The organism is Pedobacter cryoconitis (assembly GCF_014200595.1).
In the GTDB taxonomy this organism is placed as follows: domain Bacteria; phylum Bacteroidota; class Bacteroidia; order Sphingobacteriales; family Sphingobacteriaceae; genus Pedobacter; species Pedobacter cryoconitis_C.
Genome location: NZ_JACHCG010000001.1, coordinates 3,164,522 through 3,190,982 on the forward strand (window position 1 = coordinate 3,164,522; position 26,461 = coordinate 3,190,982).

Below are 26,461 nucleotides of genomic sequence, written 5' to 3' on the forward strand. Positions count from 1 at the left end.
TAATGATACGTTACCGGATAAAGCAACTGTAGTGTCAGGGGAACGAACCATTATTTTCCGAATCCATTTAATCATTAACCATCACAAGCTTTTGACCGCGAGTCCGGTTGGATTCCATCAGTTCATGTGCTTTTACCGCCGTTGCAACACCTAAATTACCAACTACATTTACTTTTGGAACAGTTATTTTTCCAGCTTCGATTAACTCCGAAATCGTCTTAAGAACCTTATTATTGTCAATCTCAGCATATACCGCGATATTCAGGATATTAGCTCCTTTGTCGAATAAAATTTCCCTGGTGGTCTGAGTACCAAAAAAAGTAACATCCACGTAATTGCCGTTTACTTTTAAAACCCGCGCTGTTGTCTCAGAAATTTCGCCACCAACAAGATCTACAACATGATCAAATTCCATTCCTTGATTAGCTTTTAATATACGCTGTTCAAGATCCGGACTATTGTAGTCTATAATGTTTGTCTCCAAAATCCCCATCCCCTTCAACATAGCGATACTTTCAGGATTTCCTGCGGTAACTACAATATTGGTTATTTTGTAATGCATCAGGAAAAGGATCAGAAAGCGGCCCGTCCCTCCTGAAGCTCCATTGATAAAGATATGATCATCCGTTTTATAATTCATCCTGTTGTAACATAACCATGCAGTCATTCCTGATACTGGTATGGATGCTGCTGTTCCAAAATCAATATTTTTAGGTTTGTGCACTAGCTCGTGGAAAGAAAGTGCTATAAATTCAGCATAACTACCATTCGATCCTTTCTGTACTGAACAAGCGATAACCTCATCACCAACTTTAAATCCTCTTGTATCCTGCCCTGCCCCGACAACAACTCCTGAGAATTCTACGCCCAATATTGAGCCTACCATCAGTTCTTTTTCTCTAAGACCTTGCCGCATCTGGTAATCAAGCGGATTAAAAGCCGTAGCCATGATTCTTATCAACACCTCGTCGCTTTTAATCATTGGCAGGTCAACTTCTGCAAATTCAAAATTATTTACCGCTCCAAATTCCTTTAGTACTACTGCTTTCATCTTTTTCATCTTTGTTATAAGTATTTTTGTAAAGGTAAATAACCCCCTAAAACGATTGCTATGCTCACTAAATTGGGAGCTACTCACAAAAAAAGAAGTTCATATGAAAAAAGAGAATTCATCTAATGCAATAAATAAGGAATTTCTGCACAGGTCATGTAAAGTCAATGAAGCAATGGATTTGATATCAGGAAGATGGAAAGCACTGATCATTATTTTTATAGGAGAAAAGACAAATCGCTTCAGTTTACTCAAAGCTGTATTAGGCAATATTTCTGACCAGACACTGGGCCGTCAGCTTAAAGAATTAGAGAATGCAAAGTTGATTACCAAAACTATAATTCCCGGTGTCCCTGTCAGGGTAGATTACGAGCTTACTGAAAAAGGTAAATTGCTGCTACCTATATTAGATGCGCTGGAAGAATGGAGCATAACTTAAACACTATATAAACTTCGTAATCCAGTCCCGGAATTCCTGAACACAATAAAAAATCCAGTTGGGAGATAATGTTAATAGTTCTTGCGCATCAGTTGTTTCTGCCCAGGCAGCAGAGGCAATTGAAATCCCTGCTTTTTTAGAAGCCAGAATATCACTCGGCGCATCTCCAACATAAATACACTGGCTTTGGTCAACGTTTAAACGGTTTATTACACGCTTTATACCATTTGATTTGTCAGGGCCTTCAGCTCTGCCAGTTTCCAAGACATTAAAAAAATCGCTAAGGCCAAATTGTTCAAGCGAAATTTTTGTACTGTGAACACCCTTTCCTGTCACCATTGCCAGATGCACACCGCTATCCTTTAAGAATTGCAGTAATTCCTTTATACCCTCGAATGGGTGTGCGCAGCTATGATGTAGAGCTATATAATGTTCAAGATATGATTTTATACCAGCCTCTTCATTTTCAGGAACCAGCTTCCGGATAGTCCCCTCTTCAGATGGGCCGAAGGTTGCCACAATTTCCTGTTCACTTATTTGTGAACCCAATAGTGGTTCAATACTTTTCTTGAATGCAGCAATACATAAGGGCAATGTATCCGCAATTGTTCCATCTAAATCAAAGATGATTGTATTAATCTTCATGTTTTTTAAGATTTAATGCAAATTAATACATTTTATTTGCAACTTTAATGCGAAATTACGCAAATCAGGGAATATGACAAAAAGCAGCCGTTATCAATTTATTATAGATAGACTCAGGCAGAAAGATCAGGTCGGATACCAGGAATTGAGTGAAATATTGATCGTTTCTGAAGATACAATCAGAAGAGATATCAGTGAACTTGCAGCCGCAGGAATGATCAGTAAAATCAAAGGTGGCGCCAAGCCGAAAACAATTATACCAGCTACTTATCAAGAACGGGAACTATACGCTAATCCAGACAAGCGGATAATTGCTCAAAAAGCAGCCAAATTATTTAAAGATGGGCAGGTTGCAGTGTTTGACGGTGGAACTACTCCTTTTCTTATAGCCAGTTTTCTACCCCGCCAGATTAGTTTGACGGTCTTTACACACAGTTATCCAATAGCTAATCTGATGTTTGAATTTCCAAATGTTGAACTCATCTTTGCTGGGGGTAAAGCTTCGAAGAAATCAAAAATATCTACAGGATTTGATGTGTTAAACAAATACAATTCCGTTCATGCAGATATTGGAATTCTTGGCGTTCATAGCTTGCATATTGAATATGGTATCACTGATCCGATAATGGACGAATTGGAAATAAAAACAAGGATTAGTAATATGTGCGACCAGTTAATAGCAGTGCCAAGCGCTGAAAAATTAAATACAATATCAACCTTTCATATCTGCAATACAAAATCAATAGATCTTTTAATTACTGATCTGGATCCGGAAAACCATTTACTGGTCCCTTATAAAGAACTAGGCTTAAGCATCTTATAATCTGATAATAAAATATTTAAGCGAAGGAATCTCCTAAATGAACTTTCAGACTACTATTTTTAGATTTATACCTCGAGATACCAATAGACTCATAACCCTTTTCAGCCAGTTCGAGAGCCTGCTCTTTGTTTTCAGCGAATACAATTAACCATTTCAGCTCTCCTGCTTTAGTACAGATCCGGTCTACATGGAAATTTTTGGCCTCCATCATATCTGGAGAATGCGCCTTACCTTCAGAAAAATACACCTTAAATAGATTCATAAGCTGGCTGAAGCCTGATTAGACAGCCTCACCGGATATAAACGTATACTAAAATGTTTTAGATGTCATAAATTTGTCATTTAGAATAATTTACCGATTGAGTAAAGTAGCAATATCAGCCAGATTTTTCAATCCCTGATCAATCTGTCCATTCCACGGCATTCCATAGTTTAAACGCATGCAGTTAGCAAACTGGTTTTGTAAAGTAAACAATCCTCCCGGCGCGATACTGACCCCTTTTTTGATGGCCAGATCATATAATTCAATCGTATTTACTTTCTGGTCAAATTCCACCCACAAAACCATTCCTCCCTGTGGCCTGCTCACTTTAGTTCCTTCGGGAAAATAATCATTGATTGCGCGTATATATTGCAGGCTATTGGTATGCAGTGTATTTCTTAGCTTACGCAAATGATGTTCATAACGCCCTGTTTCCAGAAAATTTGCAATAACTTCCTGCGTAATGTTTGTAGAAGCAATCGCATGGAAGAGCTTCATTCTCAGGATTTCCGATTTAAATTTTCCCGGTGATATCCATCCTACCCGGTAACCCGGGGCCAGTGTTTTTGAAATGGAACTGCACCAGAGTACCAATCCGCTTTCATCATAAGTTTTACAGGTATTAGGGCGGTTAGTTCCAAAATAAATATCGCCATAAATATCATCCTCTATTAAAGGCACATTGTGCTTTTGTATGAGTCTTACCACTTCTTTCTTATGCTCATCGGGCATTAAACTACCTAAAGGATTACTGAAGTTACTAACCAGCAGACACAAATTAATTTTATTGGCTTCCAGTGCTTTTGTCAATGCCCCGATCTCAATCCCGGTTTGCGGATGTGTAGGCAGTTCCAAAACCTTCAGACCAAGGCTCCTGGCTAATTGTAAAACTCCAAAATACACTGGACTTTCCACCGCAATAGTATCCCCCGGTTTCCCCAGAGCCATCATTGCATAAGAAATAGCATTGATACAACCATTAGTCGTAATAATATTCTCAGGACTTAACTCAGGTATTGTGAAAGCATGCCTTGCAATCTGCTTTCTTAATTTTTCATTTCCCTGAATTTCCCCATAAGCAGTACCGCTCCCCTTTAATTCCCGCATAGCCTGGATCATTCCTTTATTTAGTTTCGCTATAGGCAGCAGTTCATCGGCAACCACAGCATGAGCCAGCGTGATATTCATAGGAGTTGCATTATTGTATACTTTTTCCAGCAAGTCTTCAATCTGGATCTGACTGGTTTCAGTGCCAGGTTCACTGATTTTTGGCAAAGCTGGAATCCGTTTTAGCGATCCGCTTATGTAATATCCGGATTTTGGCCTGGTTTCAATAAGCCCTTTACTTTCAAGCTCGTAGTACACCTTTATAGCCGTAGTCTGGCTTGTTCCATAGCGTTTGCAAAATTCACGGAGAGAAGGAAGTTTGTCGCCTATGGCCAATACATTATTTTTAATCTGCTGTTCTAATCCATTGGCTATCCGCTGATACAAATGGTCTTTCTGAGCTAATTTATTTTGCATATTCTTCAACTGCTATGCTCAAATATATCAAAACTGCATCTGCATTCATAGTGCTATTTACCTTAACTTTGTTTTAATTAATAAAGACAGAAATTTAGTATGGAAATTACACATAGCACCACCAAAGACATTGACGCAATCTTCGACCTTTACGATCAGGCAACTGAACATATGAAAAAAGTAGGTCTTCTATTCTGGCAAGGGTTTGAGAGATCGCTTATTCAAAAAGAAATTAATGAAAACAGGCATTATAAGATTTTAGTGGATGGACAACTAGCCTGTACTTTTTGCATTACGCTTAGTGATCCGGCCATCTGGAAAGAAAAAGACAAGGATCCATCAGTTTATATTCACCGTATCGCTACAAATCCTTTGTTAAGGGGCAATTCATATGTAAAACATATCGTTGCCTGGGCAATTCAATTTGCCAAAGAAAATCAACGTTCTTTTGTGAGGTTGGATACTGGAAGTGGCAATGACAAATTGAATAACTACTATATCAGCTGTGGCTTCAACTATCTTGGAGTTACCAAACTGGATGATGTAAGCAGTTTGCCTGCACATTATAAACATGGTTCTTTCAGTTTGTTTGAAATCCCACTTAACTAAGCAAAATGAGTGAGCAGACGAATTTAGAAATATTGCCTCCAGGTTTACCTGTTCCTGAGGATGATGGAGCTTGTGATCATTTATCAGGGTTAACTATTCCAGATCTTGCGTTGCATGGTACACATGGCAAACTAGTTGAACTCTCTGCGATTAAAGGCCGCCTGGTAATTTATTGTTATCCAATGACCGGGCCTGCAGAAGTCCCGCTTCCTGAAGGTTGGGATGCTATTCCGGGTGCCAGAGGTTGTACACCACAAGCTTGTTCTTTTCGGGACCATTACCAGGAATTGAAGCAATTGAATACACAGGTATACGGAATAAGTACGCAATCAACTGCGGATCAGCTGGAATCAAAAGAACGGTTACATCTTCCTTTTGATTTGTTAAGTGATGAAAACCTGGAATTTAAGAAGGCTTTAAACCTACCGCTTCACGTAGTAGGTGAGCTTAGCTATCTGAAACGGGTTACCCTGATTTTTGAAGATGGGATAATTACTAAATATTTTTATCCTGTTTTTCCTCCCGATAAAAATGCAGAGGAAGTACTAGCCTATTTAAGATAAGAGTGGATTAAATCCACTCTTTAAAAACCCGCCTTTTCCAGAAACTCTATAACCTCTCCATTTGGACTATAAACCAGTGAATTATATACTGTAATAGCCGGATTACCTAAATGAAGTACCATTGGCTCATGACAAGGCGTCGCACCACCTGCAATAGCCATAGCATAAGCTATCTTTGAATCTTTGACAGTCAGGCAGATATGCAATAAAGCAGTTTGAACGAATTCTTCGTGTGCTTGTTTTTGCCTCCCTTGTGCCGGAATATCAGCCTGGTTATCATATATTTCAAGATAGCTGAAGCCATCTGGTGATTTTAACATCGCAGCCTGTTTAAGTTTAAACTCTGGTAATGACCACATATGACTTACAGTATATCCTATTACTGTGGTGTAAAACTGAACTGTCTGTTCAAAATTTTCTGCTCTGATTGCAATATGGTGTAAGCCTGTTATCCCAATATCCTCTTTTATTGTTGCCATAATTTAAGAATTTATCTTCAAATTTACAGCTGGAAACGTTTATAGTAATGAACTTACAAAATTGTAAGCGATCAGATTTTCAGTTTATCAGATGAGAAAAACCACTTCAACCAATTATATCAATGCACAAAAACTACATGGTCTATGCGATGCAGCTTATACTTTATCGCAGTTGAGTGGCCGCTGGAAGCTTACACTATTAGTAAAATTGAAGGAAGGCAATAAAAGATTTTCTGAACTTAAAGGAGAACTTCCTGCCATTACTGAACGTGTACTAGCCTTACAATTGAAAGAACTGGAGAAAAGCGGGTTGATTCTTAAACAAGAATCTGCACTGAAAAACAAGCTATACTACTATAAACTATCACCCTTAGGGAAATCAATGGATCAGGTAATCCAATCACTTTCAGATTGGGGCAAAATCAATAATTTACAGCCGGAATTGTAAGGTTGTTCTGATCGCGAAATTTGAAGGCTCTAATCCTGGCTCACTTAAATGTTCTTTTTGTGTTAAGCGGTGTAAGAAATCAATACGGATAATCTTAAAGATATTTTCTACACCATAACCAACCTCTACGTAAGGTACGTTATTTAAACTCCGGTTCAGATTGGTACGTCCTCTTAAAAAGGCCTCATTGTTTTTGTTGGATAAACTGCCTTGCAGCACATTTAAAACAGCTACAGTACGTACGTTCAGGGACTTCAGCAGTGGAATACTGTTTGTAATCAGTCCTTCCATATGCTGGGTATAGTTCAGTGAAATAAACCGGTCACTTGTAAATTCCATAAAGCGCATGGTATTAAAGCTATAACGGTGGTTTTCAAGTAATGGATAAGGGATTGCACTAGGAATATATCCGGCGGTCAGAGAATAATCCCCTATACCTAAAATCCCCATACGTGGTCTTTGGCTGATGTTAAAATAGAATTTGTTGTAGTCGAAATCTCCGCATAAAGCTTTAGTTCCCCTGATATATCTAAAGGTTAATATCGGGTTACTGTTTCCATTTCCAATGATTAATCTTTTATTGATTTTAGAGGATTCCAGCAAACGTCTTCCTGGTGTCCACTGTACTTCTGTTGCGATTTCAGAAACTTCATACCGGTTATAAGTCCGCTGATCTGCCTGATCGTGGTAATGAAAATTAAATAAAGGATCGAAAGTACGGTGAGCCAAAGTCAGTTTACCTCTTATGGTTGGTGTAATATCAGTTTGAATATAAGCCTGGCTTATATTTTGGGTAAATGGCCCCCTTCTGATTACTTTGCCATTCCGGATAGAGGCCATGAATACATTGTTCGCTTTATTGATAAAATTCTCGAATTGATAACCTGTCTGACCAATATCATGCTGGAAGGAAACACCCGCTTGTATCCATGGTTTGCGAGAGAAAATATAATCCACAGCAGCATTATATTTAATACGTTCATCTCTGAACCCGTAACTTAAAAATCCGCTTAGAATTAATTTATCACTAAAATTAGTATTGGTAGTCGCCCCTATTCTAAGTACATTTCCTTCCAAATCGTTGTAGCTATAAGTGTAAGGATAAGGGCCAAAACTTATTTTACCGACTTTATAATAGCCGTTAATCAGCATTCCTGCAATATCTGCATAAGTTTTTACCAAAGGCAGGTTTTTAACGGTATCTATCATTTTATAGACTGCTTTATCCGCAGCTGTTAAAGAATCTGCCCGATTTTTCACCCAGTACTGGTCATCTTTCTTATTGACATCTTTACTCATCACCAGGCTTTCTTTAAAATCAGAAACCGGGTAATCTTTATTGACTTCAATATTTTTATTGGATAAATAGAATTTGGCAATAAAGCCGGATAATTTCTTTTGTGTAGTACCTACGTTAACGACAATACGGGTTTGTCCTGGCAACCATGCTGTGGTTCCTTCTGCTTTTACCATCGCCTGCTGTATCCTGATCTTATTCAGAAAGTTCAGGTTTGCATCTTTTGAAACCTTACAATCAATCTGGAATAAAGCATAGCTGTCACGTGTAATCCACATCACCCCATCAAAAGCGAGATCATGTGATCTTTTAGGCTTGAATTCAATTTTATAACACTCTCTGCCATTTATTTTATCATAAGCATCAATCAGCTCATAATTATAATGCGTTTTCCAGTTATCACTGGTAGGAGAGATAAAGTCTTTGTTTGCGAGTTTTAAAAAGTTATTGTAAAAGTTGTACTGCAAAAATGTAGAGCCCACTAATTGAGAAATCAGTGTTTCATCTTCTATCCCTACCCCACTCACTTTGGTACGCAGCACATTTTCGGTTTTTCGCTCCGGGTTAGTGGTATACTTATAATCGGAAACAGTTTCTGACATAAATATGGGTAAAATAGGTGTTCCTTCTTCCCCTGCAATCTTTTGCAGATTTTCCATTAAAGGTAAAACCTGTTTGATCACCTTATTCTTCTTCATTTTCTCACTAATATTAGTGACCGATATTTCAATACGGTTATAACTTTGATATTGATAACTTTTCAGATATTTCTGATCATTGACAGGTTTATTTTTAACCAGGTTATCCATGATTTCCCAGGCTGGGTTCACATAGCTTTTAGGACTGATGGTAACCCCATTTAAAATACGTCCATTAACAGCCAGCTGAAAATCAACTATAGTATGCGGAGCTTTAGGTAACAGCTTTTTACCCGGTAAATAGCTGACATAGGCAGTATAAATAGAATCATTGGCGATATCATGAGGAACAGCCAGATGATATAAACCATCAAAATCTGAAGCAGTTCCCTTGATTGTTCCATTTTTAAGCTTTACAAAGATAGTTGCATAAGGAATAGCTTCACCTGTTTGTCCATCAGTTATTTTCCCGGTTATAACCACCGGTTGTTGCGCATATACGGTATTTATGCCTAACACACACACCATGAATACAAAAAGTATACTGTATAAATGTTGTTTTTTGCCGGAAGATTGAAATAAAAAGAAGGTGAGTCCTTTAACCTGCATAGTGTGGTAAATTGTTAAAGCTGAGATTTGCGTTCAATTAAAGCGTATTGTAATCACAATGTAAAAACTATTTATGTAATGTCAATGCATAAAAAAAGAGAATCACAAATGATTAGTTATTTTGAAACAAACCTGTTACAAATATAATGTTTAGGACATCGGTTTAGCATGAAAAGCTATTTGTTAATATAGATTTAACAAATTTTAACTCTTTCCCAATCAGTTCTGGTAATTACAAACCAGTCATGGTCAATCCCTTTCAAATCAAACGTCTCCAGATAATGCAATCCTATTTTTTCCAGCACTCCTCTTGAAGAAGTATTACCCGAATCGGCCATTGCGTAGATTTCATTGAGCTTCAATTCATTAAAACCATAGTCCAGAGATGCCCGGGCGGCTTCTGTCGCATAACCTTTCCCCCAATGTTTTTGAATAAACCGGTACCCCACTTCATAATAGCTGGTCTTATTATTATAGCTTCCGGTCACATATTTTAATCCTGCCCAACCTATAAATTCATTTGAACCCTTTTTGAGTACTGCAAGGCGGCCCGTTCCATGATCAACGTATTGTTTTCTGATAAACTCAATAATCTGCTCCGCTTGTTTAATATCAACAAATGGCTCTTCACCTAAATATTGAAAAACTAAAGGGTCAGCGTACAGCTCATACATAGCATTGGTATCAGACCGTAAAATCTCCCGTAAAATCAACCGCTCTGTTTCAGCTAGTACCTTCATGCTCCTTTTTTACCCGTAATTTAATAGATATTTTCATAAATACAGCCATTAAGAAATAATGGCTGTATTTATATAACTTACTTCAGTTTAAACTGATCTCCGGCTCCGTAAACACTAAATCGCAGATTTTCAAAAGTAATCAGATGATTTTCCCGGATCTTTACCTTTTCAGGATCAGCTACGCAGATTACCTGGCTCACCCCGGCTACAGTAATCTTTTTACCTTGCACAATGATGGCTGTTCCTTCGTCAATTCCAATACAATCATAGCCCGGATAAGCCGTTAATGCAGATAAAAGACGGTTATAGCGGCTGCGTTTTATAAAATGCTGATCTATAATAACAGAGTCCAGTAACCCCATTCCACTTTCAAACTCAATGTTATCAGCTCTGAGTTTATTAAAAGTTTCCCTGTAATTGGTATCCAGTAACTGGTTTCCGGTAATCATATGTTTACTCATTACCGCAGCCCCGGCACTTGTGCCGGCAATAGTCGCCCCGTTTTGATAAGCTTTATGAATCGCGCCATATACCGGAGTATTTAAAACCACTTTCATGAAGCGGCTTTGATCCCCTCCTGTGATAAAAACAAGTCTTGCTCCTGCCAGAGAATCAAGCCATGACTGATCACGTACTTTCTCTCCGGCAAAGTTGAAACTGTAAATATTGTTTTTAGCTGCTGCTGACAACTGGTTTTTAATCGCTTCAAATGAAGCTTCCGGCTCAGCTGTAGCCATAGGTAAAACTACGATATAATCGTTAGGTCTGAGATTAGCGGTTTTAATCAGTGTATTGATCAGCTCAGGAGAACGATCACCACCACCGATAATAAACAGACTTCCTTTGGATAGAACCGGAATTGCTGGCTTAGTTTTATACTGCGCAAATGATGAATTTACTACAAATAATAAAAACAGAAAAGTTAATGCCTGAATGCGCAGCTGAATTTTAGAAGTCATCATCACGTTATTTATAAATTAATACCTCAATCTTACCATTTTCAGTAACTGTTCCTCTGTACATCCCTTCAGTATTGAAAGGCATGCTTACATTACCTTTTGCATCCAGGGCAATCAGGCCACCATCACCTCCCATTTTACCTACTTTATCCAATGCCGCACGGGAAGCATCAGCTACAGACATATTTTTATATTCCATCATGGCCGAAATATCATGAGCAACTACGTTACGGATATAAAATTCGCCCCATCCGGTACATGAAATACCAGCAGTCGCATTATTTGCATAAGTTCCTGCGCCAATGATCGGAGAATCACCTATGCGGCCATATCTTTTATTAGTCATTCCGCCTGTGGAAGTACCCGCTGCCAGATTTCCATTCTTATCTAAAGCAACTGCGCCTACAGTACCAAATTTATAATCATGGTTAATGGTTCCTAATTTCATTGATTTTTTATTACCATGGTCTAAAACAGACTTGGTAGAATCTTCTTTTATCGCTTGTTGTAAGCCATCCCAACGCTCTTTAGTATAAAAATACTTAGGATCGACGATTTCAATTCCAGCTTGTTTAGCAAATAATTCTGCACCGTGGCCTACCATCATCACATGCTCAGATTTTTCCATTACTGCCCTGGCTGCTGATATAGGGTTTTTAATTGTAGTTACTCCTGCTACCGCTCCTGCCATCATCGTTTTTCCATCCATAATTGCAGCATCCATTTCATTTTTACCGTCATGGGTAAATACAGCACCTTTTCCTGCGTTAAATAATGGAGAATCTTCCATGATATGAATGGTCGCTTCTACTGCATCTAAACTGGTCTTTCCTGATTTCAAAACGTCATACCCGGTCTGTAAAGCTTTTGTCAATGCTGCAACGTAAGCCGCTTCCTTTTCAGGGCTCATATTTTTCCTGGTAATTGTTCCCGCTCCTCCATGGATAACCATTACATATTTTTCTTGTCCGTAAGCCAGGTTAGCTACCAAACAGCATAACAGGACAGCTATTATTTTTAAGTTCTTATTCATCATTTTGGTTCTTTTATTTTGGTTGAAGGTGATTTGAAATATAATAACAATTTTTGAGTGGAGAGAATTTACAAGTCTCCACTCAAACGCGTATTAATAGTTGGGATTTTGAACAGTGTTTTTATTAACAGAGATTTCCAATGCAGGCAATGGAAGCGAATATTGTGCTTTTGAAGGCAGCAATTTAACAGCTCCAGAGGTATTTATGGCATCTTCTGGTAATCTTTCTACAGGCAAATTTCTGCGTTTCAAGTCAAAAAACCGATGACCTTCAAAAGCTAATTCTTTAAAGCGTTCAGTATAAATTGCGAGGATCAGCTCATCTTTACCAGCAAAATTTACTGCGGTGTAGTCTTTTATTCTGGCAGCACGCAAAGTATTCAGATCTCCGGTTGCATTACCTGTACTCTCTGCTTCGGCTTCTGCCCTGATTAAATACATTTCGCCTGTGCGGAACATTTTCAAATCTGCCAGCCCCGGTGAAAGTGCCGTACCCGCATATTTGTTAACCAGGTATTGGGATTTCTTAGCTCCCCTGGTATTATCAAATTTGATATAGGCCTGATAACGTATATCATTTTCCTGATCAAAAGAATTGATCAATTTAAAAGAAGGTGCATATAAAACTATATTTCCTGTTTGACGATAAAACAGGTCACCTGTCCTGGTTTCATCAGGCATCCTTTTAAGCTTCCAGATCACCTCGTTGTCGGCAGCATCAGTCCATATGCCAGGAAATTGCTCTGCTGTCGCCAGCGGCATTAAATTGATAGCTTCAGTGGAGTAGGCTATTGCTTCTGCCCAGTTTTTCTCATACAATGCCAATCTTGCCTGTATTGCGGAAACACCTATTTTAGTTACCCTTGTTTTATCATCAAAAGATAAAGGGATTAATGATTTGGCAGTTACAAGGTCAGCCTTAGCGGCAGCAACCACCACTTCAAAAGGATCTCTTGCGGGGTAACTGATCACTGAGGTTTTCATATAAGGAACTCCAAGCGCACCATTTTGGTAAGCCGAACCATACATTCTGAGTAATTCGAAATGACAAAATGCTCTTAAGGCCAGCAATTCTCCACGGTAACGGTCTGCGGTTACTTTATCAGTAATCGTGAGCTTGTCCAGCCCTGCCAATACTCTGTTTATCCTGTCTATAGCTACATAATAGTCGTTATAAGAACTAGTAACAGATCCATTATCAGCAGTATAAAGCCATCTGTGGGCATCTGTATTACTTACTGTATTTTCTGCAGGCAGCATTACTTCGTCAGAGATAATAGCATTTACGCCTATCAAAGTATAATTCAGCTGTCCATAAACTCCGATCAGCCCTAAATCGACATCATTCAGGTTTCGGTAAGCTTTCTCTGCATCTATAGTATCTGTAGGTTTTAAATCCAGTTTGGTACAGGAAGAAAAGGCCATAAACAGAGCAAGTATCAAAGTATATTTTAGAGGATTAATCATGGCTGTAATTTTAGAAGTTAACACTAATTCCTGCGGTATATGTTCTGGCATTCGGATATTGGAAAAGCCCCGAAACACCGTTATTTTCAGGATCCAATCCTCTCCATTTAGTCCAGGTGACCAGATTCTGCCCTTGTATAAAAACCTTTAAGTTGCTGAATACCTTTGTTTTTTCCAGCAGCGCTTTAGGCAAAGTATAACTGATATTTACGTTTCTTAACCTCAAAAATGAAGCATCCTGAATGTCTTTTGAAGTAAAATTTCTAGGGATATCAAAACGCTGTAAGGCTTTCACATCACCAGGTTTCATCCAGCGGTCGTCCAGCATCCTGATCGATTGGTTACTGGTTGCATAACGTTGATTTTCATTATAAAAATCTTCATTGTTCCAGCGGGAAACACCCGATACAAAAGAGAACAGTGCACTTGCAGTAATCCCTTTCCAGCTTAAACTGGTATTAAACCCACCTGTGAATGAAGGATATAAACTCCCTGATTTCGCTACGCTCTGCGTATTGGAATTATAAGTGGTGGTAATGCTTCCATCCAGGTTATAGTATTGTGCTTCACCAGTCTGTGGATTCACACCTGCCCATTGCGGCGCATAATAAGATCCATAAGGCAACCCAACTTGTAAGATCCTTGTATCTCCATCAGGGTAAGAATCTGCAACATCAGTTACATGAAGCACCACGTTTTTATTGTAACCAGCATTCACCCCAACGGTCCAGGTGAAATCCCTGGTTTTTATAATATCCCCACTCAAATCAAACTCTACCCCTCTGTTTCTCATCTTTCCGGTACTCAAACTCAACAGCGGAAAACCAGCGGTTGCTGATGGCGGCTGATCGATGAACATATTATTGGTGATCTTATTATAGTAATCTGCTGACAGGCGTAATCTGTGACTTTTGAATAAAGCAAGCTCAAAACCTGTATTGAATTCGTTCACATATTCCCAGTCAAAATTGGGGTTACCGGCAGAAACCGGGCTGACTCCCGGCTTACCTCCATAAGTTACATTTGCGCCATAAGTTGGCAGGTATAAGAAATCTCCGGCTCCAAAAGGACTTGCTGAGGTACCGTAACTGACCCTGAAGCTCAACTCTGAAATGAGTGTACTATTTTTCAGGAAATCTTCATTTTTAGCATTCCAGTTTGCGCCCACCGAGTAAAAGCCATGCCATTTATTTTGAGGGGCAACTTTCGTAGATCCATCATAACGGTAACTTCCGGTCAGGGTGTACTTACTATCATAGGTATATCTGGCCACACTCATGAAAGAGGCTAATGCGCTGCTGGTTTTTGAACCACCTACATTAGGCAGATAATCAACACTGTTTGTAATTCCAGCTGGCGTTTCTGGTAAACGGCCGTCTAATCCAAAGCCAGTGAAGCCAAAAGAGTTATAATTATTATAAACATATTCGTAAAAAGCAGAGGCTTCAAAGTCATGTTTTTCATTGAACGTTTTAGCGTAAGTCAAACCGGTAGTCGAAATAATATTGAAATTTCTTCTCGTTCCTTCATCAAAACGGCCCTTTCCACCCAGCGTATTGGTATTATTGGTAGATCCATAATACGAATCCGGATTGATATAAGCCTGGTCAGTTGAATTTCTATAATCTATACCAGCCCTGGTTGTAATTTTTAGTTCTGGCAGAATTTGATAAGCTAAAGCCACACCAATGATAGATTTTAACTGGTCAGTTTTGCTGGACGAGTTAAATAAACGTTCTAATGCCTGGCTCCCTTCCCGCTGATCCGCAATAAAATATTGATCCTGGTTACCCGGATGAATCAGGGTACCATCAGGTGCATAAGGATTTTCATAAGGAAGTGCATAATAAACGGCAGACATGGCTGTTCCACCTCTGCTACTTCCCTCTCCTTCGGTAAAACTCTGATTAGAATAACCAATATTCAGGTTCACATTTCCCGAAAACTTGTCCGATTTAAAATCAAGATTACTTTTCAGCGCATATCTTTCCAACCCTGTACGTTTAGCAACCCCATCCTGTTTGTAATAATTCAACGAGTTATAAAAACGTACATTCTCATTACCGCCACTCACGCTAACTTGTTGTTCCTGGAATTTGCTTTGCTGATAGAATTCATCTCTCCAGTCAATATTGATTTTTCTGATACTATCTAAAATATGGTCTGCACTTTGTCTGAAAGCCTGCGTTCCGGAGATATAGTCAGGGTTTTTAGGAGAGTAAGTCCACCCTGGGCCAAGATCTCTTCCGAAATCAAGTCCTACACCTTCTTCAAATGACAAGCGCTGCGCAGTATTCATCATGGTAAATTTAGGATCAGTCAATTTAGAAAAACCGTATTGAGAGGTATACTGTACCTGTATTTTACCTGCTTTTCCTTTTTTAGTTGTAATCACAATAACCCCATTAGATCCTCTTGATCCATAGAGTGCTTTGGCGGAGGCATCTTTTAATACAGTTACATTCTCAATATCGGCCGAATTGATAGTTTGAAAGAAACTGGCTTCAATCGGTGTTCCATCCATAATATATAATGGTGCAGAAGATCCGTTCACACTACCGACTCCGCGGATCACCACCGCAGCACTTTGCCCTGGTTGTCCTGAGCTGGAAATAACGCTCATTCCTGCTACCCTGCCCTGTAAAATCTGGTCAAAGGTCAGTCCTGCCACATCGTTAATTTTCTCCGCGGTGACCAGAGTTGCCGCACTCGCTGATTGTGTACGTTTGTAGTTTGTATAACCTGTAACTACTACTTCCTGTAAGTTCCGGTTATCGCTTTTTAAGATTACATTGATAGTATTTCCACTGGCCGAAAGCGTTTGTTTGATATAACCTACATATGAAAATTCAAGAGTTGCAGTTGCATCAGGCACACGGATTGCATAATTCCCCTTGGCATCTGTTGTTGTCGCTACTGTAGACCCGGTCAATTTAACCGATACGCCAGGTAGTGGTAACCCCGCTTCATCTGCTACACGACCAGAAATCAGCAAATCGTTTTGTGTTTTCACCGCCGGATAAATAACGACAAGATTGTTTTCTTTGAGTACGTAGGTGAGCCTGGTTTCCTTTAAAATAGATTTCATCGCTTCATCAAGTGAGACCATATGAAGGTTTAATGAAGCCTTTTCTTCTTTTGATAAAGTTTGATCGCTATATACGAACCGGTAGTCTGTTTGCTGCTCGATAGCTTTCAATAGATTTCTAATACTGATATGATCAGCACTAATGGTTATTTTCTGCTGTGCAAAACTTGTGGCCGAAACCTGCATGCACATCAGCAGTAAAATGAAGCCCGTAAGTTTTGTAAGCAGCAACATCCTGCTGCTGGTCAAAGACTTACCAGCTCTTTCTAAGAGTAAGGTTTTTCTCATATTGGTTAGTTTAAGGTGTTTGATATAATTGTATAGGTGGTCAGGCTTTTGTTGGTGGTTCTGGTTCTATTTACTCAGGACAATCCTGTTTTGTTCCGCTTTAAATTCAAATGGATAAGCAGTTTGCAATGCTTCAAGAGTTTTTATAATACTCTCATTTTCAAACGTTCCGGAGTAACGGTAAGTTTTAACTTCCGGATCAGCGATATAAATTTCGATGCCATACCAGCTTTGTAATTTTTCTGCAATTACAGTGAGTGGTTCGTTTTCGATCAGCATCGGGTGATGAATCCATTGGGTTTCTTCAGATTTATTGGTCTGCGCATTACGGTTAAGAGCAGAAATCCTGAATATATTTTTAAGGCTTTCATCTTTACCGGCAGGTGCACTATGAAATGATAGTTTTTCATCAGGCTTCAGCAAGACCCGGTATCCAGGATATTTTTTTGATTCTACTTGTACACTGCCATGAATCAAAGAGGTTTCGATCAAACCTGAATGTGGATAGGCTTTGACATTAAAACTCGTTCCCAATACTTTGATGTCATTAAAGGGAGTGTGTACAACAAAGGGATGTTTTGCATCATGTTTGACTTCAAAAAAGGCTTCTCCTGTAAGCCAAAGTTCCCGACTGGCTGGATTAAAGTTTTTAGCCAGTTTGATTTCACTGTTTTGATGAAGCGTAATTACCGTTCCATCAGGCAGGATTACCGTTTTTCTGGGGATTTGACCGGAAGAAAAAACAGATGCAGCTAATGGGTGTTCAACCTGAATATTTTTTGAAGATGAATAGTTTTGCTGAATAAAATAAAGAGAAACGAGGATGATGACAGCGGCGGCGGCAAAGCTGATGTATTTATAAAAACCATGAGGTGTTATTGAAATCGACTTTTCATCCGGGACAGTGCTCAATAATTGCGCTAATGTTTCCTGCTGTTTGAATCCACTTTTCAATGCTTTGACTTGTTCCAGCCTGCTGCCTTGCTTAATCGTCAGAATATTAACCAGTTTTTTCGCCTGTTCTACATCGAATGCTCTTTCCGGTATACTATTTATCCATTCTTCCCATAAAACATGATTTTCCAGACTTATCCCAAGACAATAATGCTGAAAAGATTCATTACAAACCAATTCTTCTACTAAAAAGTCATTATCTGGAAGCTTCATATGTCCGTTTTATCTTATAGACGGAGAAATGACCTGGTTTTCCTAAGAGAAATACATATTTATTTTCAAAAAGACTCAGCTATATTTATTTAAGGATCTTCCTCAGTATTTTTATCGCATCGTAAACAGTATTGTAAGCAGTTTTTATGGTTTGAGAAGTCCGCTCTGCAATTTGTTCATAGCTTAATCCTTCGAAAAATTTAAGCTGGATTAACTCTGATTGTCTGGGTGTAAGTTGTGAAATGGCAACTCTTAATTTATTTTTGAGTTCTTCATCCTGTTGTACGCCAATCATAATCTCTTCGTAGGATAATTCGTTCATGGCTTCCCCTTTTCCCATTTTATTAACCGCGATATTTGTACGGTCAATATAAGCCAGCTGATCCAGCATACATCTCCTGAGAGAAGTCATTAGATAAGATTTAACGTTTTCAACCGGATTAAGCCGGGTTCTTTTATCCCATAGATTTAAAAATACCTGATTAACGCAATCTTTGACTAACTCATCATCAGGATTAATCTTTAAGCCAAAGCGGATGAGATGGAAATATAAATTATTATATAGCCCAAACAATGCGTTCTTGTCGCCAAGCAGCATCTGTTCCCAATAATTCTTATCCTCTTCTGTGGGTAGCATAAATCGAACTGAATATATGCATTTAAGGCAAGATATATTTATACGGTTTGAATTTCGCAATTAATGGGTTGAATTGTGCAAACTTCTGCCTTGGTATCCGGAGTACATTTGTCTTACAAAAAGACACAAATTATGGAAAATCAAAAAGTATGGTTCGTGACCGGGGCTTCCAAAGGGTTAGGGCTTACCTTAATTAAACAATTACTAGCTCAGGGAAACCTGGTCGCTGCAACTTCCAGAAGTATCGAAGAATTAAATGCAGGTGTGGGCGCTACGGCAGCTGAAAATTATCTGCCATTAAGCGTTGACCTCAGAGATGAGGAAAGTGTTGGACAGGCGGTTGAAAAAACAATCAGTCAGTTTGGCCGTATTGATTTTGTAGTAAACAATGCAGGATATGGACTAACAGGTAGCCTGGAAGAATTAAGTGACCAGGAAGCAAGAGGGAATTTTGACATCAATGTATTTGGTTCGTTAAATGTAATCCGTAAAGTAATGCCGCATTTACGCGCACAACAATCGGGGCATGTTTTTAATATCTCTTCGATTGGTGGCTTTACAGGTTATTTTCCCGGATTCGGAATTTACTGTGCTACAAAATTTGCGGTACAGGGTTTCACAGAAGCATTGGCAGCAGAGGTTAAATCTTTCGGGATTTATGCAACGATCGTTTCTCCTGGATATTTCCGCACTAACTTCCTTTCTACGGGTTCTTTAAATGTACCTAAGCACCAAATTGAGGCTTACAAAGAAGTCCGTGAAAGTCAGGATCAGCACCAGCACCTGATTGATGGCAACCAGGCAGGAGATCCTGAAAAAGCAGCCGCAGCAATTATTAAAGTAGCAACTGAAGAAAATCCCCCGCTGCATTTATTTTTAGGACAGGACGCTTATGATCTGGCTTATGCAAAAATGGATGCTGTAAAAGAAGATCTTGAAAATCTAAAGGAGATGATTACTTCAACTGGCTTCTAATGGCTTCCGGTATAAATCTGGCCCTCCCGTCCATTCCAGCTGTTTGGCGGGAGTATCAGTTTACTTCATTCTTTCATCCAGGCGATCTAATCTGAATTTCACAATCAGGAAATTTAAAAGTGGCTCAGTAACCGTTGTTCGCACTTTTTCTATCAACGTGCCACCTAAAAACAATAACACGGCAATTAAAAACAGCGTAACATACACACTCCCAAAGGCATAAGTTGTCGCAATTCTGTTCAGATTATCGGTCAGAAAATCGGCCGATCTGGGATGTTCATGAATCAGATAAATGGCTAATACCGAAGACGAGAAGAAAGAAATCCAGGTATAAGATATTTTAAGGTTCTTAAATAGAAAGAAGAAAGAAATGGCAGAGATTAATACCAGCGGATTATTATAGAAAAATGCACGCCATGCCATACCTATACTCAGGTATTTCATACTAGTAAAAAACATTCCAAAGATCAGTAGTGAGCAGATCACATAAGCACTAAAGTAAAAGAGTTTCCCCTTTTTGAAGTCTATATATAAGCTGAAAGCCTGTCCGTAAAAGTAAATGCAGATAAAGCTGAATAAAGAATATCCATTCAACACACCTAATGAATCAGGATTAAGTATATAACCAACAATAAAGTTAGTGAGTGTTAGTACACCTAAAATATATAGAAACTGGAATTTAGACAGGTGTTTAACGGCCAGATTAAGAAAAGGGCTTAACAGGTACAGGAAAAAATATGTCGTAATAAACCACCATTGACCATTGGGCACAGATAGCAGGCCATTCAGTATAGTATCAAAAGACAGACTTTCGCCGTTAATCAGCCCGAATACAATATCAATTCCAATGCTATAAGTGACGGCTTGTATAAACAGGCTCAGAATTGTCTTTACCCTGAATTTTATTCCGTAATAACCAGAGATAAATATAAAGCAGTTGACTGTCATAATCAGAAAACTATCAATAAATAACCCCTGTAAGGCGTCGTGATCAATATGTGTGCTTTCTGAGGTATATAAAAGATGGAGACCTCTCCCACGCATCAAAAAGTGATGACAAACGATCATAATCATCAGGACTATCCTCAACAATTCGACATTGAGTTCTCTGGGTTGCTTCACCTTGGTATTCATTGCTGGCCCGCCATTATTTAGCGGCGAACTCAAAGGTATTGTTTTTAAAGAAGTTCTGATCTTAAAGAAGCTCTGGTGTGCTATATATCAGAGCTTCTTCAGGAGTTATTGGGGTAAACCGGCCAAGAAATTCAAGATATCCTGACTGATTTCCTTCACGTGAGTTTCTAATGCGAAATGTCCTGTTTTATAAAATTTCACTATTGCATCTGGATTATCTTTTTTACAGGCTTCTGCCCCGGCCGGTAAAAAATATGGATCTTCACTTCCCCAAACAACCAGCAATTGTGGTTTATAAGCTCTGAAGTAAGACTGAAACTTTGGATAAAGCGCAACATTAGTCCGGTAATCTTTCAATAGGTCAAGCTGTATTTCTACATTACCCGGGCGGTCAAGAAAATGCTGGTCTAAAGTATAAGTTTCGGGCGCGATCAATGCAGGATCGCTTGCGCCTTCAAAGTATTGAAATTTAGTAGATTTCAAACTCACAAACTCCTTCAGGTCATTCCGGTTTTCAGGAGATGGATCCTGCCAGTATTTTTGAATAGGATTCCAGCCTTTACTCAATCCCTGCTCATAAGCATTTCCGTTTTGAGAAATAATACCGGTAATTTTTTCGGGGTTAGCAAGCATCAGCCTGAAGCCCACAGGAGCTCCGTAATCAAACACATAAATGGCAAAACGTTTCAAAGCAAGTTCATCAATCAATAACTGCATAGTTTTGGCCAGGTTATCAAAGGTATAATCAAACTGATCGTTAGCCGGTGCATCAGAGTATCCAAAACCAGGTAAATCTGGTGCGATTACATGGTATTTTTTACTGAGTTCAGGTATCAGGTTTCTGAACATAAAGGATGAGGTTGGATAGCCATGCAGGAGTAAGACTACAGGGGCGTCTTCTGGCCCGGCTTCACGGTAAAATATATTTAATCCGTTGACTTTGATGTTGTGGTAATGAACTGCTTCTGTTTTCATCTATATGATTTTATAATTCAAAAGTAATTCATACATTTAATCTTTAAAAACGATTAATAGAGATACAAACAATCATAATTAATGATTTAATATGAATACTAATGATTTTAAAATATTCGAAGCTGTAGCAGCAAATGGGAGTTTTACCAGGGCTGCCGAAGCGATGTTTACCGTCCAGTCAAATGTGACAGCGAGAATTAAAATTTTAGAAGACGAATTTGCTGTTTCACTCTTTACAAGAACTTCAAGAAAGGTTGAATTGACTGCTGCGGGTGAAACACTGATTCATTATTTTAAACAGGTCGGGCAATTAATAGAAGAAGCGAAAAGAGAATTAGCTCAAAGTAATCAATTAATTGGTCAGCTTAGAATTGGCTGTATCGAAACCACGATGGCTTTGAAAGCACCTGATATTATCAATAAATTCAGCGAAATGTATCCCGAGATTGAACTTGAATTTAAAGCTGATATGTCTTCAAATCTGATCAATGAAGTACTCAACTACAAATTGGACGCCGCTTTTGTAGCTGCACCAGTTTCAGTACCAGAATTGGCACAGCAAACAATTAAAGAAGAACAATTAGTGATGGTAACTTCCACTCAGTATAAAAAGATTGAGGAGCTTATTCAGGATAAGCAAGTAAAAATAGTTGTATTCGATCAGGGTTGCAATTATAGGGCAAGACTGGAATCATGGCTCAGCTTTAAAGGGATCGTTAATTATAAACGTATCGTAGTTAATTCTTTGGAAGGTATCATAAACTTTGTAGAAGCTGACCTGGCCATCACTATATTACCTGCTGAGTTAATTGAACAGTATTATCAAAATAGAAAGTTAAAGACCTTTTCTATTGGAAAGGAACTTGGAACATCTACAACTATTCTTGTATATAGAAAAACAAGGGTAAATGATAAGTTATTAGAGGCTTTTCTGGAAATGTATTCAAAATTATAAACTATCATATACATATAGAAATTGAGGAAGCAGCAATATTCTTGTCCGGCAAATTTGAGAATGTAACTCACCTTCAGCGTCTGGCTGAAGGCTGGTGGGCTCAGGCATTTTCATTTAATTGTGAAAAAGGAGAACTTGTATTACGCTTAGGTGCACATCCCCAGGATTTTCTAAAAGATAAGTTTGCCTTTGAAAAATTCAACAGGACTGCTATTCCGATAGCCCGGATTTTGGAAACAGGCCCGTTTAATAAGAATTTCCACTATTGTCTCTCTATCTTTTGTGCAGGTTTAACTGCGGATAAAATGCTGGCCAACGCAACTCATGAAACCGCATTAACCATTGTTCCGTCTATTCTTCAGCCGCTTTACCATATTCATCAACTGGATACTTCACAGTTTAATGGTTGGGGACTAACTGATGGTAATGGAAACGGAGGTTGGCCATCATGGCCTGACTACCTTTCTTCCCTGTTTAATCAGAAATATCGGGCTAGCTGGCAGGAGCTCGGCCGTACATCGTGGCTTGATTCTGTTTTATTCGACAGATTGCACTGAACCCTGGAATGCAGAAACAACTGCTTTTTCTTATCTATCATTCTGGAAAAAAGAAAAAGAAGCTCAGCAAATAGAAATTATCAATTTCCAGCAGCGACTTGAATGTTATCACATTCACTATACACTTTTTCATCTTCATATTCATACTGCGCGCCAGGAAGAAAAGGAATATCATCATATAGCCCGGTGGGCTGAAAAAAACTTAATATAAGTTGAAAGCTTGTTTGATATGAATTATACTCAATTATTTTTATTTTACATTTGCCCCGAAGATCGGATATAGAAGATCAGGCATAAATGAGTAAGTACAGAATTTCACTAATTATAGTTATAATTGTTGCAGCAGTTGCAGGTATTTTATACCTGCTGTATTCAACGAAAAAAGAAACAGTTCAAGCCTCAACGACTTTACAGTCCAATAATAGCGACTTCAAAAAAGACACTGTTAAATCAATAGAACATGCTGCTGAACAAACAACTTCTATTAGTTTAAAAATCAGCTCGTTTCAGAGTTACCCATCTATAGCTGCAATGAATGAGGTAGAAAAAACAATCCGCCAGCAGCTTCCTTTATTAAATATAACGCAACGCTATTTGTTACTGGAGCAATGGGAAAAGGCTTTGACTCCAATGGTTAATCGTTTAGCTCCGGAGCAGCAACAAATCTTAGCAATTTATAAAAGCTTCACAAACACTAGTTATTTAGCAGGTGAAAGTTCAGGAGCTTACAGTAAAAGAATAAATACGGCATTGCCAGCTAAACTAAATCCTGCACAAAAAATATTGTTTCAACAACTCACAGCCCGCCAGATCGAAATTACCGAGGCTGAAGAACAAGAGCCCGCGTTTGAACTTAAACCTGCTTACTGGAAAAATTTGTTTGCATCCCGGTTAACGGCGGGTGATCAATATTATTGGAACCAGCAAACGATTGAAAATAATGCCGCAATTGATTATGATGCAGGACTCGCAGTTGATCGCGTGACGCTTGGAGAGTGGGCTTTTTCGTGGGAATCTTATTTGAAGAAATATCCTGAAGGCCATTACCGGAAAGAGGCAGAAGAAAAATACCGGAACTATATGAGCTATCTTTTAGTTGGTTTGGAAAATACACCTACTTTAAATTCAGAAACCTACAAAATTGAACCAGATGTAATTACAGATTTTGAATCTATAATTAAACGTCATCCTAACAGCACAGTCGCGAATTCAATTATCTTGTTCAGGAGAACAATACAAGATGCAGAGGGAAAAATTAACATTGCTCCAAAGCTCTATGAACTGGCAAACACGCTCACCAGCGAAGCTCCATTTATCAAAAAAATAAGCGTTAAACCTTAATTAAGGCCTAACGCTATACAAATATTCTTGTTCTGTGACCAAACCATTAGCCTTACGTTCAGCTTCTAAGGATCTTAACTATATCCTTCTGATCTTCCCACTAATTGTTTTGGGTAATTCAGTGACAAATTCAATGATGCGCGGCATCTTGTAAGGAGAAAGCCTTTTCCTGGAATAAGAAAACAATTCATCTGCCAGCGCTTTAGCGGGTTTATAATTTGCATTTAAAATCACAAATGCCTTAACCTCTAACCCTTTAAGTACATGAGGGCTACCCACTACAGCAGATTCCATGACAGCCTCATGTTCCAGCAATACACTTTCTACTTCGAAAGGCCCGATCCGATAGTCTGAAGACTTGATCACATCATCGTCCCTTCCTACAAACCAGATATATCCCTGTTCATCCTGATAAGCTTTATCACCTGTGTAATACAATCCATGTTTAAATACTTCGTTTTTCTTTTCCGGATCATTGAAGTAAGTATCGAATATACCATTTGGTCTTCCTGTATCCATTCTGACACAGATACTTCCTTCCTCCCCCAAAGGCAGCTCCGATCCCCGGTCATCAGCAATTACAACTTCATAGAGAAAAGTTGGTTTTCCCATAGAGCCTGATTTTACCGGATAACCGGGCAGATTAGCGACCATACAAGTGCTTTCAGTTTGTCCAAAACCATCCCGCAACAATATACCCGTACCATTTTTCCAGGTTTCAATAACTTCTGGATTTAAAGGTTCTCCTGCTGCTACACATTCCCTTAAACTGAAATGGTAACTCTTCAGGTCTTCCTGAATAAGCATACGCAAAACCGTAGGCGGTGCACAGAAAGTTGTGATTTTATATTTTTCCATCAGGCTTAGTGTTTCTCTGGCATTGAAACGTCCGGTTTGATGGAAAGCGAAAATACAAGCCCCTATATTCCAGGGGGCAAAAAAACTGCTCCAGGCAAATTTTGCCCAGCCTGGCTGTGATATATTATAATGGATATCTTCTGGCTGCAAACCAATCCAGGAACTGGTGGTCAGATGGCCAAAAGGATAACTGAGATGTGTATGTATAACCACTTTGGGCATGCCTGTAGTACCAGAAGTAAAGAACAAGAATAAGGGATCATCAGCTTTAGTTGTTGCGCCAGCCGCTTCCTTGTTTTCCTGCTGTAAATCTTGCAGGTTATACCAGCCCTCTCTCCTTCCATCGGCAATAATTTTCACCACGATCTTTTTTCCGGAAAGTTGCTCTGCTTCTTCTATTTTAGCGGCATTCTCTGTGTCTGCAATAACTACCTGGGGCATTAACTTTTCGAATCGGTAACTCATATCTGCAACCCCCAGAATATTGGCCGCCGGGATCATCCGGAAACCTCCCTTAATGGTAGCCAGTATACTTAACCACGTTATTGGCTGCAAAGATAGTTGTGTTAAGATGATATTATTTTGCTGTATTCCCTTTTTTCTGAGAAAGTTAAGCAGCTGGTTAGCTTGACTGCTGATTTGTAAAAAACTAAAATCATGAACACTATTTCCGTCTGTCCACAGCAGTGCAGTTGCAGCAGGCCGTTCTTTAACATGAATTCCTTCAAAAATATCCGTAGCCCAGTTAAAGAATTCCGGCTTGTGCAGCGCTATATTTTTCAGTGCTCCGAATTGTTTGTCTGCTATAAGCTGGCGTACTTCTCTAAATGTTCTTTCCATATTCTGAATTTAATAAAGCACGGTGAACCTAAAACTAAAAAAATACTTTATAACTAACTA

25 protein-coding genes are annotated in these 26,461 nt (G+C 38.8%); 9 read left to right on the top strand and 16 right to left on the bottom strand.

Translation table 11 applies throughout. The features are described from left to right. Window positions 1-67: 67 nt before the first annotated feature. On the bottom strand, window positions 68-1,060 hold the full coding sequence (locus HDE70_RS13485) for a zinc-binding alcohol dehydrogenase family protein (RefSeq protein ID WP_183890697.1): 993 nt from the start codon (window positions 1,058-1,060) through the stop codon (window positions 68-70). Between the two features lie 94 nt (window positions 1,061-1,154). Here HDE70_RS13485 and HDE70_RS13490 point away from each other — a divergent pair, with 94 nt between their 5' ends. Next, entirely contained in the window at window positions 1,155-1,490 is a 336-nt protein-coding gene (locus HDE70_RS13490; RefSeq protein WP_183890699.1) for a winged helix-turn-helix transcriptional regulator, read from the top strand. 3 nt (window positions 1,491-1,493) lie between these two features. Here HDE70_RS13490 and HDE70_RS13495 read toward each other — a convergent pair whose 3' ends face one another. After that, window positions 1,494-2,135, bottom strand: a complete 642-nt coding sequence (locus HDE70_RS13495; RefSeq protein WP_183890701.1) for an HAD family hydrolase — start codon at window positions 2,133-2,135, stop codon at window positions 1,494-1,496. 73 nt (window positions 2,136-2,208) lie between these two features. Between HDE70_RS13495 and HDE70_RS13500 the strand changes: the two genes are divergently transcribed. Further along, complete coding sequence (locus HDE70_RS13500) at window positions 2,209-2,958, top strand: DeoR/GlpR family DNA-binding transcription regulator (protein WP_183890703.1); 750 nt, start codon at window positions 2,209-2,211, stop codon at window positions 2,956-2,958. 16 nt (window positions 2,959-2,974) lie between these two features. Here the strand turns inward: HDE70_RS13500 and HDE70_RS13505 are convergent, their stop codons facing one another. Next, window positions 2,975-3,220, bottom strand: coding sequence for a hypothetical protein (locus tag HDE70_RS13505; RefSeq protein WP_183890705.1), 246 nt, complete (start codon window positions 3,218-3,220; stop codon window positions 2,975-2,977). 90 nt (window positions 3,221-3,310) lie between these two features. Beyond that, complete coding sequence (locus HDE70_RS13510) at window positions 3,311-4,744, bottom strand: PLP-dependent aminotransferase family protein (protein WP_183890707.1); 1,434 nt, start codon at window positions 4,742-4,744, stop codon at window positions 3,311-3,313. A 99-nt stretch (window positions 4,745-4,843) separates the two neighbouring features. Here HDE70_RS13510 and HDE70_RS13515 point away from each other — a divergent pair, with 99 nt between their 5' ends. Together HDE70_RS13515 and HDE70_RS13520 are read left to right on the top strand one after the other, a co-directional pair. Beyond that, the gene (locus tag HDE70_RS13515; protein ID WP_183890709.1) at window positions 4,844-5,353 is read left to right on the top strand and encodes a GNAT family N-acetyltransferase; all 510 of its coding nucleotides are present in this window, start codon (window positions 4,844-4,846) and stop codon (window positions 5,351-5,353) included. Between the two features lie 5 nt (window positions 5,354-5,358). Then, window positions 5,359-5,916: a peroxiredoxin gene (locus HDE70_RS13520; RefSeq protein ID WP_183890711.1), complete on the top strand. Its 558-nt coding sequence runs from the start codon at window positions 5,359-5,361 to the stop codon at window positions 5,914-5,916. Between the two features lie 20 nt (window positions 5,917-5,936). Here HDE70_RS13520 and HDE70_RS13525 read toward each other — a convergent pair whose 3' ends face one another. Then, complete coding sequence (locus tag HDE70_RS13525) at window positions 5,937-6,395, bottom strand: VOC family protein (protein WP_221302053.1); 459 nt, start codon at window positions 6,393-6,395, stop codon at window positions 5,937-5,939. Between the two features lie 91 nt (window positions 6,396-6,486). Here HDE70_RS13525 and HDE70_RS13530 point away from each other — a divergent pair, with 91 nt between their 5' ends. Beyond that, the gene (locus HDE70_RS13530) at window positions 6,487-6,843 is read left to right on the top strand and encodes a winged helix-turn-helix transcriptional regulator (protein ID WP_183866475.1); all 357 of its coding nucleotides are present in this window, start codon (window positions 6,487-6,489) and stop codon (window positions 6,841-6,843) included. Here HDE70_RS13530 and HDE70_RS13535 read toward each other — a convergent pair. The 8 genes from HDE70_RS13535 to HDE70_RS13570 form a co-directional block, all read right to left on the bottom strand. Next, a complete protein-coding gene (locus tag HDE70_RS13535) occupies window positions 6,826-9,387 on the bottom strand; it encodes a DUF5686 family protein (RefSeq protein ID WP_183866474.1) in 2,562 nt (853 codons plus the stop codon). The two genes, HDE70_RS13530 and HDE70_RS13535, sit on opposite strands and share 18 nt — an antisense overlap. Window positions 9,388-9,581: 194 nt before the next feature. Continuing rightward, entirely contained in the window at window positions 9,582-10,127 is a 546-nt protein-coding gene (locus HDE70_RS13540; RefSeq protein ID WP_183866473.1) for a GNAT family N-acetyltransferase, read from the bottom strand. A gap of 77 nt (window positions 10,128-10,204) precedes the next feature. Continuing rightward, window positions 10,205-11,089, bottom strand: a complete 885-nt coding sequence (locus tag HDE70_RS13545; RefSeq protein ID WP_260160442.1) for a cyanophycinase — start codon at window positions 11,087-11,089, stop codon at window positions 10,205-10,207. A 4-nt stretch (window positions 11,090-11,093) separates the two neighbouring features. Then, window positions 11,094-12,122 (bottom strand): isoaspartyl peptidase/L-asparaginase family protein, encoded by a 1,029-nt coding sequence (locus HDE70_RS13550; RefSeq protein ID WP_221302054.1) that lies wholly within the window; start codon window positions 12,120-12,122, stop codon window positions 11,094-11,096. Between the two features lie 90 nt (window positions 12,123-12,212). Next, window positions 12,213-13,586, bottom strand: a complete 1,374-nt coding sequence (locus HDE70_RS13555; RefSeq protein WP_183866471.1) for a RagB/SusD family nutrient uptake outer membrane protein — start codon at window positions 13,584-13,586, stop codon at window positions 12,213-12,215. 10 nt (window positions 13,587-13,596) lie between these two features. After that, window positions 13,597-16,962: a TonB-dependent receptor gene (locus HDE70_RS13560; RefSeq protein WP_260160449.1), complete on the bottom strand. Its 3,366-nt coding sequence runs from the start codon at window positions 16,960-16,962 to the stop codon at window positions 13,597-13,599. 66 nt (window positions 16,963-17,028) lie between these two features. Further along, window positions 17,029-18,129, bottom strand: a complete 1,101-nt coding sequence (locus tag HDE70_RS13565; RefSeq protein ID WP_183866470.1) for a FecR family protein — start codon at window positions 18,127-18,129, stop codon at window positions 17,029-17,031. Window positions 18,130-18,214: 85 nt separating this feature from the next. Then, window positions 18,215-18,766: an RNA polymerase sigma factor gene (locus HDE70_RS13570; protein ID WP_183866469.1), complete on the bottom strand. Its 552-nt coding sequence runs from the start codon at window positions 18,764-18,766 to the stop codon at window positions 18,215-18,217. A 132-nt stretch (window positions 18,767-18,898) separates the two neighbouring features. On the opposite strand from HDE70_RS13570, the gene HDE70_RS13575 reads away from it, so the two are divergent. After that, entirely contained in the window at window positions 18,899-19,741 is an 843-nt protein-coding gene (locus HDE70_RS13575; RefSeq protein ID WP_183890713.1) for an SDR family NAD(P)-dependent oxidoreductase, read from the top strand. Window positions 19,742-19,801: 60 nt separating this feature from the next. Here HDE70_RS13575 and HDE70_RS13580 read toward each other — a convergent pair whose 3' ends face one another. Then, window positions 19,802-20,908, bottom strand: a complete 1,107-nt coding sequence (locus HDE70_RS13580; protein ID WP_183866467.1) for an acyltransferase — start codon at window positions 20,906-20,908, stop codon at window positions 19,802-19,804. A gap of 72 nt (window positions 20,909-20,980) precedes the next feature. Further along, complete coding sequence (locus HDE70_RS13585) at window positions 20,981-21,850, bottom strand: alpha/beta fold hydrolase (RefSeq protein ID WP_183890715.1); 870 nt, start codon at window positions 21,848-21,850, stop codon at window positions 20,981-20,983. A gap of 91 nt (window positions 21,851-21,941) precedes the next feature. On the opposite strand from HDE70_RS13585, the gene HDE70_RS13590 reads away from it, so the two are divergent. The 3 genes from HDE70_RS13590 (at window position 21,942) to HDE70_RS13600 (ending at window position 24,703) form a co-directional block, all read left to right on the top strand. After that, window positions 21,942-22,805 carry a LysR family transcriptional regulator gene (locus HDE70_RS13590; protein WP_183866465.1) on the top strand — a complete coding sequence of 288 codons (864 nt, stop codon included), beginning with the start codon at window positions 21,942-21,944 and terminating at the stop codon, window positions 22,803-22,805. Window positions 22,806-22,846: 41 nt separating this feature from the next. Beyond that, entirely contained in the window at window positions 22,847-23,362 is a 516-nt protein-coding gene (locus tag HDE70_RS13595; RefSeq protein WP_183890717.1) for a hypothetical protein, read from the top strand. Window positions 23,363-23,659: 297 nt separating this feature from the next. Further along, entirely contained in the window at window positions 23,660-24,703 is a 1,044-nt protein-coding gene (locus tag HDE70_RS13600) for a hypothetical protein (protein ID WP_183890719.1), read from the top strand. Between the two features lie 78 nt (window positions 24,704-24,781). On the opposite strand, the gene HDE70_RS13605 is transcribed toward HDE70_RS13600, so the two are convergent. Further along, entirely contained in the window at window positions 24,782-26,401 is a 1,620-nt protein-coding gene (locus tag HDE70_RS13605; RefSeq protein ID WP_183890721.1) for an AMP-binding protein, read from the bottom strand. Window positions 26,402-26,461: the final 60 nt, after the last annotated feature.

Excerpts from the sequence above, each read along its gene's own strand:
- HDE70_RS13555 (WP_183866471.1), bottom strand. The coding sequence starts at position 13,586 with ATGATTAATCCTCTAAAATATACTTTGATACTTGCTCTGTTTATGGCC.
- HDE70_RS13590 (WP_183866465.1), top strand. The coding sequence starts at position 21,942 with ATGAATACTAATGATTTTAAAATATTCGAAGCTGTAGCAGCAAATGGG.
- HDE70_RS13500 (WP_183890703.1), top strand. The coding sequence starts at position 2,209 with ATGACAAAAAGCAGCCGTTATCAATTTATTATAGATAGACTCAGGCAG.
- HDE70_RS13495 (WP_183890701.1), bottom strand. The coding sequence starts at position 2,135 with ATGAAGATTAATACAATCATCTTTGATTTAGATGGAACAATTGCGGAT.
- HDE70_RS13575 (WP_183890713.1), top strand. The coding sequence starts at position 18,899 with ATGGAAAATCAAAAAGTATGGTTCGTGACCGGGGCTTCCAAAGGGTTA.
- HDE70_RS13545 (WP_260160442.1), bottom strand. The coding sequence starts at position 11,089 with ATGATGACTTCTAAAATTCAGCTGCGCATTCAGGCATTAACTTTTCTG.
- HDE70_RS13515 (WP_183890709.1), top strand. The coding sequence starts at position 4,844 with ATGGAAATTACACATAGCACCACCAAAGACATTGACGCAATCTTCGAC.
- HDE70_RS13570 (WP_183866469.1), bottom strand. The coding sequence starts at position 18,766 with ATGCTACCCACAGAAGAGGATAAGAATTATTGGGAACAGATGCTGCTT.
- HDE70_RS13540 (WP_183866473.1), bottom strand. The coding sequence starts at position 10,127 with ATGAAGGTACTAGCTGAAACAGAGCGGTTGATTTTACGGGAGATTTTA.
- HDE70_RS13600 (WP_183890719.1), top strand. The coding sequence starts at position 23,660 with ATGAGTAAGTACAGAATTTCACTAATTATAGTTATAATTGTTGCAGCA.
- HDE70_RS13485 (WP_183890697.1), bottom strand. The coding sequence starts at position 1,060 with ATGAAAAAGATGAAAGCAGTAGTACTAAAGGAATTTGGAGCGGTAAAT.
- HDE70_RS13510 (WP_183890707.1), bottom strand. The coding sequence starts at position 4,744 with ATGCAAAATAAATTAGCTCAGAAAGACCATTTGTATCAGCGGATAGCC.
- HDE70_RS13490 (WP_183890699.1), top strand. The coding sequence starts at position 1,155 with ATGAAAAAAGAGAATTCATCTAATGCAATAAATAAGGAATTTCTGCAC.
- HDE70_RS13605 (WP_183890721.1), bottom strand. The coding sequence starts at position 26,401 with ATGGAAAGAACATTTAGAGAAGTACGCCAGCTTATAGCAGACAAACAA.
- HDE70_RS13565 (WP_183866470.1), bottom strand. The coding sequence starts at position 18,129 with ATGAAGCTTCCAGATAATGACTTTTTAGTAGAAGAATTGGTTTGTAAT.
- HDE70_RS13530 (WP_183866475.1), top strand. The coding sequence starts at position 6,487 with ATGAGAAAAACCACTTCAACCAATTATATCAATGCACAAAAACTACAT.
- HDE70_RS13525 (WP_221302053.1), bottom strand. The coding sequence starts at position 6,395 with ATGGCAACAATAAAAGAGGATATTGGGATAACAGGCTTACACCATATT.
- HDE70_RS13535 (WP_183866474.1), bottom strand. The coding sequence starts at position 9,387 with ATGCAGGTTAAAGGACTCACCTTCTTTTTATTTCAATCTTCCGGCAAA.
- HDE70_RS13550 (WP_221302054.1), bottom strand. The coding sequence starts at position 12,122 with ATGATGAATAAGAACTTAAAAATAATAGCTGTCCTGTTATGCTGTTTG.
- HDE70_RS13520 (WP_183890711.1), top strand. The coding sequence starts at position 5,359 with ATGAGTGAGCAGACGAATTTAGAAATATTGCCTCCAGGTTTACCTGTT.
- HDE70_RS13585 (WP_183890715.1), bottom strand. The coding sequence starts at position 21,850 with ATGAAAACAGAAGCAGTTCATTACCACAACATCAAAGTCAACGGATTA.
- HDE70_RS13560 (WP_260160449.1), bottom strand. The coding sequence starts at position 16,962 with ATGAGAAAAACCTTACTCTTAGAAAGAGCTGGTAAGTCTTTGACCAGC.
- HDE70_RS13505 (WP_183890705.1), bottom strand. The coding sequence starts at position 3,220 with ATGAATCTATTTAAGGTGTATTTTTCTGAAGGTAAGGCGCATTCTCCA.